This window comes from Lentibacillus sp. JNUCC-1 (genome assembly GCF_009741735.1).
Lineage (GTDB): Bacteria > Bacillota > Bacilli > Bacillales > Amphibacillaceae > Lentibacillus_B.
Window position 1 is genome coordinate 394,331 of sequence record NZ_WHOH01000001.1, and the last position, 14,694, is coordinate 409,024.

The 14,694-nt window shown below is 43.2% G+C and carries 11 protein-coding genes, 2 pseudogenes and 1 riboswitch; of the genes and pseudogenes, 4 read left to right on the top strand and 9 right to left on the bottom strand.

Translation table 11 applies throughout. The features are described 5' to 3' along the window. Window positions 1-144: 144 nt before the first annotated feature. A complete protein-coding gene (locus JNUCC1_RS01930; protein ID WP_231746942.1) occupies window positions 145-1,245 on the top strand; it encodes a GGDEF domain-containing protein in 1,101 nt (366 codons plus the stop codon). Window positions 1,246-1,247: 2 nt separating this feature from the next. Here JNUCC1_RS01930 and JNUCC1_RS01935 read toward each other — a convergent pair whose 3' ends face one another. From JNUCC1_RS01935 to JNUCC1_RS01955, 6 genes and pseudogenes are all read right to left on the bottom strand, one after another. Continuing rightward, a complete protein-coding gene (locus JNUCC1_RS01935) occupies window positions 1,248-2,105 on the bottom strand; it encodes a DUF1028 domain-containing protein (protein ID WP_156643754.1) in 858 nt (285 codons plus the stop codon). Between the two features lie 109 nt (window positions 2,106-2,214). Next, window positions 2,215-2,978: pseudogene (locus JNUCC1_RS01940) on the bottom strand (3-oxoacyl-ACP reductase). Window positions 2,979-3,056: 78 nt separating this feature from the next. Further along, a riboswitch (TPP riboswitch) is annotated at window positions 3,057-3,153 on the bottom strand. Between the two features lie 62 nt (window positions 3,154-3,215). Continuing rightward, window positions 3,216-3,398: a hypothetical protein gene (locus tag JNUCC1_RS19420; RefSeq protein ID WP_442915410.1), complete on the bottom strand. Its 183-nt coding sequence runs from the start codon at window positions 3,396-3,398 to the stop codon at window positions 3,216-3,218. Then, complete coding sequence (locus JNUCC1_RS19110; protein ID WP_331713711.1) at window positions 3,356-3,715, bottom strand: gamma-glutamylcyclotransferase family protein; 360 nt, start codon at window positions 3,713-3,715, stop codon at window positions 3,356-3,358. Before JNUCC1_RS19110 ends, JNUCC1_RS19420 begins: the two co-directional genes overlap by 43 nt. Beyond that, window positions 3,704-4,003: pseudogene (locus tag JNUCC1_RS19115) on the bottom strand (gamma-glutamylcyclotransferase family protein); the annotation flags it as partial. The pseudogene JNUCC1_RS19115 and the gene JNUCC1_RS19110, both read right to left, overlap by 12 nt. 226 nt (window positions 4,004-4,229) lie before the next feature. Further along, the gene (locus JNUCC1_RS01955; protein WP_231746944.1) at window positions 4,230-4,538 is read right to left on the bottom strand and encodes a tetratricopeptide repeat protein; all 309 of its coding nucleotides are present in this window, start codon (window positions 4,536-4,538) and stop codon (window positions 4,230-4,232) included. A 260-nt stretch (window positions 4,539-4,798) separates the two neighbouring features. Between JNUCC1_RS01955 and JNUCC1_RS01960 the strand changes: the two genes are divergently transcribed. Together JNUCC1_RS01960 and ltrA are read left to right on the top strand one after the other, a co-directional pair. Then, window positions 4,799-5,329 carry a DUF420 domain-containing protein gene (locus JNUCC1_RS01960; protein ID WP_156643756.1) on the top strand — a complete coding sequence of 177 codons (531 nt, stop codon included), beginning with the start codon at window positions 4,799-4,801 and terminating at the stop codon, window positions 5,327-5,329. Window positions 5,330-6,406: 1,077 nt separating this feature from the next. Then, window positions 6,407-7,666 (top strand): group II intron reverse transcriptase/maturase, encoded by a 1,260-nt coding sequence (ltrA, locus tag JNUCC1_RS01965; RefSeq protein WP_156643757.1) that lies wholly within the window; start codon window positions 6,407-6,409, stop codon window positions 7,664-7,666. A 77-nt stretch (window positions 7,667-7,743) separates the two neighbouring features. Here the strand turns inward: ltrA and JNUCC1_RS01970 are convergent, their stop codons facing one another. Continuing rightward, window positions 7,744-9,543, bottom strand: a complete 1,800-nt coding sequence (locus tag JNUCC1_RS01970; RefSeq protein WP_156643758.1) for a cation:proton antiporter — start codon at window positions 9,541-9,543, stop codon at window positions 7,744-7,746. Window positions 9,544-9,721: 178 nt separating this feature from the next. Here JNUCC1_RS01970 and JNUCC1_RS01975 point away from each other — a divergent pair, with 178 nt between their 5' ends. After that, window positions 9,722-10,375, top strand: coding sequence for a lysoplasmalogenase (locus tag JNUCC1_RS01975; RefSeq protein WP_156643759.1), 654 nt, complete (start codon window positions 9,722-9,724; stop codon window positions 10,373-10,375). Between the two features lie 44 nt (window positions 10,376-10,419). Here the strand turns inward: JNUCC1_RS01975 and JNUCC1_RS01980 are convergent, their stop codons facing one another. Together JNUCC1_RS01980 and JNUCC1_RS01985 are read right to left on the bottom strand one after the other, a co-directional pair. Beyond that, the gene (locus JNUCC1_RS01980) at window positions 10,420-12,639 is read right to left on the bottom strand and encodes an MMPL family transporter (RefSeq protein WP_156643760.1); all 2,220 of its coding nucleotides are present in this window, start codon (window positions 12,637-12,639) and stop codon (window positions 10,420-10,422) included. 85 nt (window positions 12,640-12,724) lie between these two features. Beyond that, window positions 12,725-14,422, bottom strand: a complete 1,698-nt coding sequence (locus tag JNUCC1_RS01985) for a transglutaminase domain-containing protein (RefSeq protein WP_156643761.1) — start codon at window positions 14,420-14,422, stop codon at window positions 12,725-12,727. Between the last annotated feature and the right edge of the window lie 272 nt (window positions 14,423-14,694).

The window sequence follows — 14,694 nt, forward strand, 5'->3', positions numbered from 1 at the left end:
AAGTTTTTCGAAGCATCACATCATGCATTATATGAGTTGTCATCATTTAACATGCTGTTTTTTATCAAGTTCTCATTTTTAAGGTTCATTTTCTCTTCCTGTTATGCTATGTTTAGATACGGATGAATTCAAAGGGTGATCGGTTTGATAATTAAAGATTTATTTACCAACTTGGCTATCATTGTAGCTATGCTTTTCCTTTATACACAATTTATTAATAAACATCCGCTTAACAGGCAGTCCGCTTTTAGAGAAAAAGTCATTGCCGGCTTTCTCGGTGGGCTGCTTGGATTTGTGCTGATGTTTTTCAGTATGAATATTGATACAACTATTATAGATTTGCGGCATATCCCAGTTGTCTTGATGTCATACTACGGAGGCCCGGTCCCAGCTCTTACTGCGGCATTTGTGATCATTGCGGGCCGTCTCTTGATCGGATTCAATTTATCAAGTGTGTTTGGTATCCTGTTCATCCTGTTGACAACAGGGTTTTCGATTTTCATTATGAAACAGCACCTTGCCAAAAAATTTAAGCTCTTAAGCATTATGACTTTTTCTAACATCATATTTACAAGCCTAGTCGCTATCTTAATTAAGCCGACTGATCTTGTGATTATCATACCCGCATTTTGGCTGATTTCATATCTGGCCGGTTTTATTGCTTTTTATGTTGCTGAGTTTTTGCTGAACTCTCATATACTTTATACAAAGTATATGAATGAGGCTAAAATAGATGGACTTACGGGGTTAAATAACCATCGCAGCTTTGACCACACGTTCAACCAGTTAATTGAGCATGCTAATGAAAAACATCCTATTTCACTTCTTTATATTGACATCGACTTTTTCAAGCAGGTTAATGATACATACGGCCATAGCGAAGGGGATCTGGTTCTGCAAGAGCTTGGCATGATTCTGGCCCGCTCGGTCCGTTCTACTGATATTGTAAGCCGCAAAGGCGGTGAAGAATTTACAATAATACTCACAGAATGTCCGTTAGCATATGCACAAGATATTGCAGAATCAATTCGCCAAGCTGTTGAAGCCGAGCCTTTCTTACTCAGTTCGGGAACAAAAATTTATTTAACCGTTTCAATAGGAGTAGCAACATTTCCTGAAACGACCCAAAACGCCTATCATTTAATTGAAGACGCAGATCATGCTTTATATAACGCTAAGCAAACCGGACGAAACAAAGTCTCTTCAATAGATACCGTTCATAATACGAAAGAAACACAACGCTGAAATCAGCGTTGTGTTTCTTGTTTGGACTTTAAAAAACCCAGTACTTTCGCATCAATCTGTCCTTCTTTCAGTTCCCTGTTTTCGAAATTCTCTTTATGAATGAAGGCAGTCAATGCTTCGATTAAACGACTTTCATCTATTTTGTTAGAAGAAATATAACCAAGACGCCGCAAATGAAATGCAACATCATTTTTTATTTCATCTTTCACTAACAGCACATCATCTGGCTGTGTCACACCAAAATAAAGCTGATGAAGCAGATAGATGCGCTGCAGTTCATTGATGGGCTCTGAGTGATCATCAACTCGAAGGTCGATATAATGATCATTGACCCCGAGATAACCTCCGTGCTTTTTCACCACATAAAGAGCTGCTGACTGCTGTCCCCGCTTATCGCCTCCTGCTTCCTGCCCCGCAGCTAGAGCGGCAAGCAACCTATCCGCAAGAGAGCCTGAAGTTCTTTCAAATGTTTCGGCCATTTTATCGACTGTATTTTCGTCAACAAGAATATTCCCCTGAGCAGCATAATGCTTTCCTGTTCTGCCACCAGCCCAGTTATAACAATGTTCACCAGTAAAGGTCGCAGCGTTCCCGTTTGAATCGACAATACCAACCTGACGATAAGCACGGCCCTCATCCTGAGATGTTAAAATGTCGATCGTCTCCTGGGCACTTTTATCCTGTTCCAAAAGGTCCAGTCCCATGGGTCCATAGGCGGGATTGGCATAGGATTGTGTGGCCACTGCACCAACACCAGATTTTGCCCACGGTACTACCGAACCAACCCCCAGAAACTTTGATTGAACAGCCACACCGAGTTCACCTGTTTCGGGATCATACCCTGCAATTGAAAAAGTCATGTCCACCCCACCCTTGTCGTTGAATCTATCACGGAATGTGTTATCATAATTATACAATTTTTCCAGTGAATAACAACCATTATGAGAGAAGTGAAAGCATTTCTTCATATTAATTCATGACGAGTCCGCCATCAACAATCAAGTTTTGTCCGGTAACGCCACGGCTCCAAGGTGATGCGAAAAACAAAATAGCATCTGCAACCTCTTCCGGGGATGTTACTTTTTGAAGGGGTGTTTGCTCTCGAATCAAGTCAAACACAACATCAGGTGTTGCTGCACTGGCGTTCGTTTTATCGAGAAGCCCACCCGAGGCCATATTAACCGTTATACCATGCGGTCCCAGTTCTTTCGCAACATTTCGGGTGAAACTCAGAAGTGCAGCCTTGCTTGTGTTGTAGTCGTGATAGGGAACAACCGGATTCTGGAATAAGTTAGTCCCAATATTGATGAATCGCCCAAACCCGGCATCAATCATATCTTCACGACCTGCTTGGACCGTATTCAGTGCTGCTTTAATACTACCTTCAAATTGAGTTTGGAAGTCCCCCAAGCAATCGAATTGATTTGTTTGCGCAAATCTCCATTAAATTTAAAGCCAATCAATGCATTATTCACAACCGTTGTCACCGGTGAGCCGAAATGGTCTTTGGCTTTGGCAAACATAAGCTTGACCGCATCTTGATCGCGCACATCTGCCTTTAATGCAATAGCACGGTCAGCTCCAATCTCCTGTACCACAGCTTCAGCCAGATCTTCGCTAGCCAAATAATTCACGACCACCTTTGCGCCCTCGTGTCCAAACGCTTTGGCAATTGCCGCTCCTAGCCCTCTGCTCGCACCTGTGACCAAAACAATCTGTTCATTTAATTTCATGATATCCTTCTCCCCTTTCCCCATAAAAAAAGACCACCAGGAACGGTGGACGTGTTTGATCGCATATGTATTCATGCCTCAATTTAGACGCCACTTCCCTACGCCAGCGTTAACTGGATCAGGTTCCAAGGGTCAGAGTCTCCTCTTCTCAGCTTGCGCTCCCCCAGTGATCGGTTTTATGATATGGTATGCTTTCATTCTAGCACAATGGTTTATTTGTGCAACATTAGACACTGTTCATCCTTTTATATACGAATATCTTTCCCGCAAATCGCTCAAATACTTTTCACTGCAGCATGATTCCCCGCCTCTTAAAATTTCCTTCATATAATGCCATGGCGGCGCAGTTTCAGCCTCTTTATAACGGACAATAAAGGTCAACGCCTCCTTAGTCTCTTCATTTTGGAAGCCGACAGACACAACAGCCGGACGATATATGCCCGCATGAACCCCTCACGCTTATACAAATAAGGCAAAACTTCAGGTGTTACACGATACACCTTCCCTTCAACAACACCTCCCTCTTCAACAATATCTGCACGCCCCCCGTCATGCTGTTTGCGTGTGAAGCGTAGTGTATAACCCTTCAGTACTCCTTGCCCGAGAACATCTGTAAAAAACTGATCTGCCTGCTGCGCTTTAAATCGTGCGTCATCCATACAACTCCCGTAGGCAAAGTAAAGAAATGAAGGCTGTTTGATTAAATGGTGTACTTTCCAGTCGCCTCCCTTTATCACATTCTTTTTGAGCTGATCCGTTTGTGAGGCGAGCACGTACATAATTGCTTCGTAGTGTCCTGCATCTGTGTATACGGTCTGTTCAACGCGGTCATACAGGTTATCGAAAGCATCTGCTCGATAACCCTCCAATGCATCCAGCTCTTTCAGTGTTGCCTCTGAAACTCTGTACAGTTCCCCAAATACAGTATCTTCATTAGTCGGTTCCATTACAGGAAAGTCATGCCGTGTCTCATACAACCTGCCAGCTGTCCAGGCCTCTTTTGAAACGAGAAAAGCTTGGTTTAAGAAATAATGATGCGTTCATGTTGTCTCAACGTGCCATAAACAAAGACAAACTTCTTACTGTTCATTAAAACAGGCCTCCTTTACTGCTAATATCACAATTTTGTAGTTTATACCTTACCCATTTTTCATCATTATCTCCACACTTTATCTATCTGTGTAGAATAGAAGAGTATTGCTTTTTTATAGTTTAATATATCTTTATTTCGTGTTGTGTTCACCACACTATTTAATAATATTGATATTGATTGATGGTATTCTTCCAAATTATAAAGACACATCGCATAGAAAATCTTGATAGCATGATTATCAGAATACAGATTGATCCCTTTCTCAAGTACGTTCTTTGCTTTATCATAATCCCCAATGTACGGTATGTACTGCCAAGCTGCAATAACGTCTTTTCCTGTTCGGCATCTGGTAAACCCAACTGAAGCGCCTTTTCATAAAGTACAACCGCTCTTGACTCTTCCCCTAGTAAATCATAGTTCCAAGCAGCATGAAAACAAACCAATGCTTCCTCAGGTGTTACTTCCAATAAATGTTCAAGCAAAGCATTGGATTCTGTAATATTCCCCTTCTCCCTTAATTGAATGGCTTTTTTTAATGTAATAATGAAACACCTCTCTGGATTTAGCTGACTGTTTGTTTTCCCACTAGTATATCATGTCCAGCTTTCCATAAGATCAAATTTCCGCCTTAGATTTAAACAGGGATCAATGAGACACCATCGTGGCATGGAATGTTTAAGGCATGCTACAATATTTGAAGTAACTTATTTGAAATGGGGTTTTCAATATGTCTCTGAATAAAGATAAAAACTATGCAGGGCCTGTAATTACACTCACCATAATCGTAAACGGTATGATCGCTTTCTTATTTTTCATGCCAAAGCAGGACCGTTCCATCCCGTTTGACGTAACGATCCTGCCAAGATTGAACGCCATTTTTAATGCTTTCACGTTTATTTTTCTCTTAGCAGCACTCTTTTTTATTTTGAGGAAAAATATTGCGATGCATCGTAATTTTATTTTTGCGGCTTTCACAACAACAACTTTGTTCATCGTCTCATACCTGACGTACCATTATCTTGCACCGAGCACATCTTTTGGCGGCGAAGGGATAGTTAAATCCATCTATTACTTCGTGCTGATATCTCATATTGTATTGGCGCCAATAGTCGTGGCCCTCGCCTTGTTTTCTCTCGTTTGGGGACTGACTCGACAAGTGAAAAAGCATCGAAAAATCGTACGCTGGACAATGCCCATCTGGCTCTATGTCAGCCTCAGCGGCGTCATCGTCTACTTCATGATCTCACCATACTATTAAAAAATCACCCTACCATCAATCAAGGCACAGTTTAAGTAAACTGCGAACTAAAAAGCATAGTAGGTCAAAACCCATCAATGTATATAAGAGCACCGTGATTTGCGCTCCAGGAAGTCGCTTTCCGCGGGCACGGCCTCAGCCTCCTCGCTCGCAAAGACCGCTCACTGTGGGGTCTTCGGACTCGTGCTGTTCCCGCAGGAGTCGACTTCCCCTCCGCTCCAATCACTTTATGTTAATCAGTGCTTGAGCTGTTTGCTCACAAAAGCAAAAGAAATGATAAACACTCCTTACCAAGCTCGGGGAAAACACGGAGACTCCTGTGGGAGGAAAAGCCTCGGTGAGACCCCACAGCGCGCAGCGCGAGGAGGCTCAGCAGCGCCCACTGGACGCGGAGTGTTTTCCCCGAGCGGTTGCCAGAAGCAGTCATTCAAGTTTTCATTAGTTCGCAGTTTGTGTCGAATGTGTATGTTGAAATGACAATGACAAAAAGGTGGGGCATCATGTTGGTTCGCATGGTGCGCCACCTTTTGTGTGTGCCAGGCATGCACACACTCTATAGGGTTAAAGTCCCGAATCGTGAAGGCAGTAGTAGCGATTAGCCAAGGACAAGGGTGTCCAGAGAAATCTGGAATCTGAAGGAAGTCTGCGGCAAATCTCCGCCCCGAGGAACACGAACTTCATAAGGCTAGATGTACTTGGACGAGGCTGCGCAACAAGCCAAAACCCATACTGCCAAAGGGTGCATAAAGTAGATGAAGCGGGGACATGGGGAGGAAGGGTGTGTGCTTACCCTGGGAGGTCTGGCAGAAATGCACAACCCATTGTGTAACTGAGTACGTAAGTACTCACTGAACTGTCAGAAGTCAGCAGACGCCATAGTAATGGGGATATCTAGAGTTCCCATGAAGGGCTGAATCATTTAAGGAGAATTGTCGCTTCGCGTACGCAACACTTGATGAAGCAGAAACATATATCCTTCCTAATGGAGGAAACGGTGAATTCCGTGGGGGACATTAGAAGGGCTGAAAGTGATTGCCACACAAGAGGAGAGAACAATTCACGCAGGAGTTGGATATCATGTTGGATCGAATTCTATCACGGGAAAACTTAATAAACGCACTAAAACGCGTTGAACGCAATAAAGGCAGTCATGGTGTAGATGGAATGCCCGTACAAAACCTACGAGCGCATGTCATGAAACATTGGATAAGCCTGCGAAAAGAAATCCAAGAGGGGTCTTATCGTCCTCAACCTGTCCGTCGTGTCGAAATCCCGAAACCAAACGGCGGGAAGAGGAAGTTAGGCATCCCAACCGTGTTGGATAGATTCATCCAACAAGCAATTGCACAAGTTCTCACTGAAGAATACGACTCAACGTTCTCGAAACACAGTTATGGATTTAGACCAAACAAGCGAGGACATGATGCCGTAAGAGAAGCAAGGCAATACATGAAAGAAGGCTACCGTTGGGTCGTTGACATGGACCTAGAGAAATTCTTCGATAAAGTCAACCACGATCGTTTGATGCGCACATTGAACAAACGTATTGAGGACCCACATCTATTGAAGCTGATTCGAAGATACCTGCAGGCAGGTATTATGGAAGAGGGTTTAGTGCGTCCTAATACAGAAGGAGCTCCGCAAGGTGGTCCGCTCAGTCCACTACTTTCCAATATCGTCTTAGATGAGTTGGACAAGGAATTGGAGAAAAGAGGACTCCGTTTCGTCCGCTATGCGGACGACTGTAATATATACGTCAAATCAAGACGTGCAGGGTTGCGTGTAATGGAAAATATTACACAATTTATTGAAAATAAACTCAAGCTGAAGGTCAACGTAGAGAAAAGTGCGGTGGATCGCCCATGGAGACGTAAATTTCTGGGGTTTTCCTTCACGTTTCACAAAGATCACCCGAAAATCCGGATACCCAAAGAGAGTATCAAACGCTTCAAACAACGTGTCCGGGCTCTTACATCCAGAAGAAAATCCATGAATATGAAAGATAGAATCGAGAAACTCAATCGATATTTGGTGGGCTGGCTTGGTTATTATCAACTGGCAGAAACGCCAACCACATTCAACAAACTGGATGCCTGGATTCGAAGAAGACTGCGAATGATTAGGTGGAAAGAATGGAAGCTAGTCAAAACGAAGTACAAGAATCTTGTGAAATACGGCGTGAAGAAAGAGAAAGCGTGGGAATGGGCCAACACAAGAAAGGCTTATTGGCGGATTGCCAAAAGCCCTATCTTGCATAAAGCCCTTGGTGACCAATACTGGTCAACCCAAGGGCTTAAGAGTCTGCTTAAACGATATCAAACGTTGCGTTGGACTTAAATGAAACCGCCGTATACGGAACCGTACGTACGGTGGTGTGAGAGGTCGGGGGTTAATCACCCCCTCCTACTCGATGCTTAATGAGATTGTGTTTCTGCTAGGACAACGAGCTGATCTCCTTCTTCTAGAGTGATCTTTTTACTTTCCGTGACAAAGTTAAGCTTTTCATTATTTCGTTTAATAAACAACGGTATGGATTTTTTTCTGAAAGCATCTGTATTTGTTGGGTCCCCTTCAGCAATGGCATGTGTTACAAGGGAATAGGTGGTATTGATTTTTTTATTTAATTCAGGAAACACGGCTGCTTCTCCAAATAACAAATGAGCTTTGACCGCATAAGGCAGTTCACCCTGGTTCACCTGAGCATGCTGGGAACTAGGCAGACTAAATGTATGATTAAACCCGAATTCAGGTGCAAACGTCTGAGAAACCAGAGCATTATACGAAGCATCTGCTGTCATAACCAAGATGGTGTCATATGGCGTCAAATCTGCTTCATATTGAGCATGTTCCGATAAAATCTCTCCCTTATATGTTTCAAGACCGGCATTGATTGCAGGACGTAAGCGGCCCTCTGAAGAATCAGCAAGCAACACGGGATGACCCAATTCTTTAATCTTTTGACCTAATGCAATCGAAAAGCTGCTGGCCCCGACAATTAAAACGCCGGGGGGCTGCGTATTAGCCAGGTTTAATTTTTTTGCGAGAGGGCCTAGAGTAAACCCATGCGCACATACAGTAATAAACACAAGCGCAAACGTGAGCGCCATAAGCAGTGAAGCCTCTTCATAGCCATCATTAATTAATATGGAAGCAAAATAACCAGCTACAGTCAGGGCTACAATTCCTCGTGGAGCAATCCAGCCAATAAGGGTTTTCTCCTGTTTGGTCAGTTCTGTCCCGATTGTCGGCAGCCAGATGGACAGAGGTCGAACGATAAATAACATAGCCAATACAAACCCGATAATCGGGAGTGTAAATACTTCTGCAATCGTTTCACGTGAGAGTGAGGCAGTTAATAATATAAATACGGTGGACGTCAGTAAAACTGAAATGTTTTCAACGAAATGGCTGACATTGCCAATCGATGAGACGTAACGCTTCATTCTAGCCATGGTGAGTCCCATAACGGTCACCGTTAACATGCCAGTTTCATGCATAATAATTTCGGCGCCAGTAAACGACAACAATACTGCTGAAAGAATGATGGGCGATTTTAAGTACTCAGGAAAGAATCCTTTATTAGCCAAAATGCTGATTCCCACGCCTGCAATAAATCCAAGGAGGGCCGCTAGAAATGCCGCACCAATGAATTGCAGCAAATAAGTCGCTGTTAGTGTTTCATGGGTCAGCACTTTAATCACTTCATAAGCAAATAACGCCAGCAGCGGGCCAGCAGGGTCTACAATAATTCCTTCCCACTTTAAGACAGCAGCAGTTCTTTGTTTAAGTTTCGCATTTCTGAGAAGTGGAATAATAACTGTAGGACCAGTCACAATGAACAATCCGCCTATTATAAAAGAAACTTCCAAGGTTAAGCCGGCAATATAATGGGCGGCAAGTGACCCCAGAATCCAGGACATAAACGCACCAAAGGTAATGATTCGAAATATTGATTTGGAAACGCCTTTGATTTCCCGTATATCCAGACTCGAACTTCCTTCAAATAAAATAATGGCTACAGCTAGTGATATCATTGGGCTATACAGGTCGCCCAAGGCTGTTTGCGGATTAATTAAACCTAGAATCGGGCCAATTAATAAACCACAGACCGACATTATGACGATTGAGGGCCATTGAATCCGCCATGCCAGCCACTGTGAGAATATGCCAAGCGCTAGAATTACAACGATACTTATGAGGGCTGCTTCTTCCATTTAAACACCTTCTTAGAAATATTATTGAGCATTATACATTGAATATGTATTGATATTTTACCAAAAGTTGACTTAAACAGACAGTTCAGATGTCGTATAAGCAGGAATTTCACTTCTGGTTGTTGAATCATATGCGGGAAAGATGATTTAATAAAAGCTGTTGAAAGGGGTATTGACAATGATTATGTACCGGATGCCTATTCTAATTGCACTTATGAGTATTGTCTATGTTTATATCGTTCCCTTAGAACCATTTGGCATTAAACTCGTATTCAAATTGATTCCCATGCTGATGATTTTTTATTACGCTGTCAGGATGTCTCCCAAAGAAAAACAGCCTGTTCACTGGCTGATATTATTTGCTCTCATCTTCTCAATGATTGGGGATGCCACCATCCAATGGTTTACGATTGGCTTGATTGCATTTTTCATTGGGCATGTGTTTTATATATGCGGTTTTCTAACACAATTTCGTTTCTCTGTTGTCAAAAGTCTTATCATCGTGCCTCTCGCCATTTATGGAATTTGGTTTTCAATGCGCATGGTCGAAGCTTTGCAACTGGATGACTCACAAGCTCTTATTATTCCAGTCATCCTCTATATAGCCGCCATATCGCTTATGGCCTTAACAGCCTTTATGACAGGCAGCAAGTGGGCAATGTTGGGAAGCCTTTTATTTATTGTGTCAGATTCAATCCTTGCCTGGAACAAATTTATTGGCGGCATTGACCATTCACATGCCCTTATTATGCTCACTTATTATGGGGCTCAATTCTTCATTGCCCACAGCTTGCATAACTTGGACGGCCGCAGACGCAGGTTCATATGGTAACAAACAGCCGACCGGCCACAATGCCGATCGGCTGTTTGTTTCAGTTAATCCTTGTTTCGTGAAGTTTGCCTCCATAATTTTCCTGGCCAGAAAGCGTAACGGCCAAACACAGTTGTGATGGACGGAACAAGCAGCGGACGGACTATAAAGGTATCAATCAGAATACCAATTGCGGTAATTGTCCCGAAATGCACAAGAACCTGTAACGGTAAAACGGCTAATACTGAGAAGGTCCCAGCCAGAATAAGTCCCGCAGAGCTAATCACACTCCCGGTTTCTCCAACCCCTTCATCGATTGCTTGTGTAATCGGAAAACGTTTAGCCTTGTTCCATATATTGGAGACCAGAAAGATATTATAATCCACGCCAAGTGCGACCAGAAACACAAATGAATAAAGTGGGATCAAGCCTTGTATAGCCGAAACCCCAAAGATATAATGAAGCACAAGCCAGCCGATCCCAAGCGCACTTCCGTATGACAATACAACCGTCGCTAGTAAATATAAGGTTGCAACCAATGAACGTAAGTAAACAAACAGTAAGGCGCCAATGATCAGTAAAACGATCGGAATAATAATATCCTGGTCACGGCTGGTGATTTCTTCTGTTTCATAGAGTGTGGCAGTTTCTCCCCCTACCCAGACAACATCCTCTACTTGGTTAATTCCAGCTGCTTTAAGCGCATTTTCCGTGGTCATGACGATTTCAGGAATCTGTTTAATTGCTTTATCTGAATAGGGATCAATATTAAGTGTCGCTTCCACTTGCATATAGTCACTGTTTTCAGATCCTATATGGGGATCACTAACTTTTTCAATATGGTTCATGTCAGAAAAAGCTTCTGCCAGTGGCACATCTTTCCCCTTCGTATTCACAATGACATTCACAGGAGCGGCTTCCCCTGGAGGATAATGTTCCTGAATGATTTCAAATCCTTCACGTGACGGCATGTTTTCAGGGAAAGAGTCCAAAAGTCCATAAGTGAACTGCATTTTTGGAATTACAGCGGCAAATGCACCAAATATCAGTACAAGGCTGATAATGATTCGCCATGGTTTTTCGGTTACAAGCTTGCCTAACCAACTGCTAAAACGCGTCCTTTCTTTAGGGCGGCGCAGTTTTTTTCTTTTTTTCTTCTCTAGTGCTTGAATCATTTTTTCTGTGCGTGGGATGAATGGAATAAATGCGATTCTACCCAGTAAGGAAAGTATAGCAGGCAATGCGGTCACGGCTGTAATGCCCATAATAAAGATCGCAAGGCTAAATGGCACAGCAAAACGGTTATAGGAAGCGTAAAGTGCAAGCCCCAAGGTAAGCAGGCCGAGCATTGTGGTTAATGAGCTCATCATAATTGCCCCACCGGAGTGCTTCAGTGCACGTTCAAGTGCAGTATATTTGTCTTCAACATGTCTTAATTCATCACGATAGCGGGATATAAGGAACAAGCAATAGTCCGTCCCCGCCCCGAATAAAAGGACTGTCATAATCGAAGTTGTTTGTGCATCTACCACAATCCAGCCCCATTTTGCCATAAAACCAAGGAGCGGATTAATCACGCCATAGGCAAATCCGACTGCAACAAGCGGCACAACAGCCAAAATCGGCGATCGATAGAGAACAATTAATAATACGAGCACAAGGATAACGGTAGCTATAAGCAGGGTGATATCTGCATTACCGAACAAAGCACCCGCATCAAGCTGTATTCCCACGGGACCGCTGAAGCGAACATGGAGACCTGATGCGCCCAAGTCTTTTTCAGTTAACTGTTCACCCGTGATGTCGGTTATGTATTGTTCAATTGTATCGAGACCTTTCTGCAGTTCTTCCTCGTTTGCCCCTTCATCAAAAAAAACCGGTGTTGATAATGCAGCTTGATCCTCCGAAGCTGATCCCTCCAATGCCTGGGGCGGTGCTTCTCCAAATGGAGGGATGAATTTTTGCTCTGTAATTGGTGATTCTTTAAGCTTTTTGTACAGCGACTGAACTGCTTCAAAATCCTCAGTTGTTAAACCAGACTCCCGGTACCAGACAAGCAAAAGCGGCTTTCCTGCGTCATTTGAGAATTGTTCATCCATTATTTGTGAGGCCTCGACTGACATCGCATCATCCGGCAGAAGCTGATTGGTATCGGTGGTTTGACTGTTTACTTGCGGCCAAATAACTGAAATAAGAGCAATTATGGCGATCCACAATCCCAATACCGCCCAGCGTGTTCGTTTCCCAGTCACACCCTTAGACCAAAAGTTGAGCCATTTCTTCATAAAATACCCCCTTTTTTCGTATTTCTCGTTATTCATAAAACAGCATTTCAAACTATACCCCTTTAAGTTGATTCATACACCTGGATCAATAAATAATGCCTGTTCTGGTATGGGTTTCTGCCAACAATTCAGGATCAGGATCAAAATAGACCTCCGTATACGCCGGATAAAACGTGTTATTTTCTACATAACCCGCTCCCCATGTCGGGTCCATCTCAATCCACTCCCCATTTATAAAAGCTTCCACCCAAGCATGACGCTCGACTGCTTCACCTGTCACATAATGTGCTTTTATATTTGCCGCACGCAATAAGGCTGTTGCAAGATATGCATAATCCTGACAGACGCCAGTGCCGGATTCGAGCGCAGAGAGCGCACTGTCATCAGCTCTGAAAGTATTTTGTTCTGCTTTATCCACATCATAAGCAATATGTTGTGCAACAAAACGATAAATCGCTTTTGCTTTAGATCGGTCATCCTTTTTGCCAGTCGTTAATTCTTCAGCCCATTGCTTAATAGCAGGATGTTCAGACTGGATTCCCCAGGACGGCAAAAGATCGCGGTGATCGGGCACATCGGCAACTGTATGAGTGAAGTGTGCAATCGGCTGATAATGATAGGCAGAAGGATCATCCCCCTTTTCAACATCAGGAATGCTGAATATAACCTCATATTCCCCCGGACCAAACCGAAAATACGCCTCCCCTGAAAACCGCCCGTTTTCAACAGGTATCAGGTAATTGGCTTCTAATTCTTCATCAAGAAGCACCACAGTGGCAATCACATAATCCACATCGCTGGATAATGGGGCTTCCGGTACAACTTTTCCTGAAATTGGATAAATGGCCTCATCAATTAAGGCTTCTTTGTGAAGACTTGGCTCTTCTAAAGCCACTCCGCTTGCCAAGTAGAGTTCGCTTTTTTGAAACTCGGCAAAGTCAATATCAGACTGATTATCTATGAAAAATGAAGCCGTTTCATAATAATTATCATCCTCTTTATATAGGGTAAACAACTTAATATGGTGCCGTCCTTTACCAAGATATAATGGAATCTGTTCCTCGAAATAGCCGTCATAAAGGGGCAATACCACCAATTCACTTTCCTCTCCTTTGTACATTTCAACAACCAGTTCCTCACCAGGAGAAGGGTTTCCTACCCGACCTTTCAATGCAAATGTGCCATCATCTGAAGTGATCATACCTTTTTCTGGTGTCGTAATTGTTAATCCGTTTACAAAGGCCAGTTCGTGATACAGGATATCGCGCCCAATTTCCTGATCTTTATTTTTTACAGTAAACTTAGCGCCATCATAATACTGATCTGCTTCTTCTTTTTTTGAGCTTGGAATCAGAATCGAAACTTGATAATCTCCAGCACCGTGATGCATATTAACTTGAGTGGAAAACTTCCCATCTTCAATGGGGATGTAATAATGAAAGTTCTCATCGTCAAGGTCATCTATGATTGCTTTTGGTATTACTTTAACCCAAATATACACAGGCGAATCAGTTTTTGGCACATCTCTCAATTCACCAGAAAGCGTAAAGCCTGTGTTGACCTCCATTGGGTCTTGTAATGGGGAATCAAGCTTTAATCCGGCACGTTCTGCATAAGAGGTCAGTTTAACAGGAGTTACTTCAGACGAGACTTTTTGATTGGACGCGGTTTTCTCCTCAGTGTTCTCAGGAGCGGTGTGTTCTTTTGATAAAGGCTCGTTATCATGACCCAAACAACCTGTAAGCATCAAACTCAAGATAAAGATGACTCCAGAACGCCTCATTCAAAATACCCCCTGTGCCCAAACGAATTTCAAGAAAATAGTATAAATATTTTACCACATATTCAATTTCTAACCAACAACCCCACCCTCCAAAAGAGGACGACTCTAGACAACACTCCCCAACTCCTAAGTTTAAGTAAACTGCGAACTAACTAGACAGATCTAATGAATGCCACTGGCAACCGCTCGGGGAAAACACTCCGCGTCCAGTGGGCGCTGATGAGCCTCCTCGCGCTGCGCGCTGTGGGGTCTCATCTAGGCTTTTGCTCCCA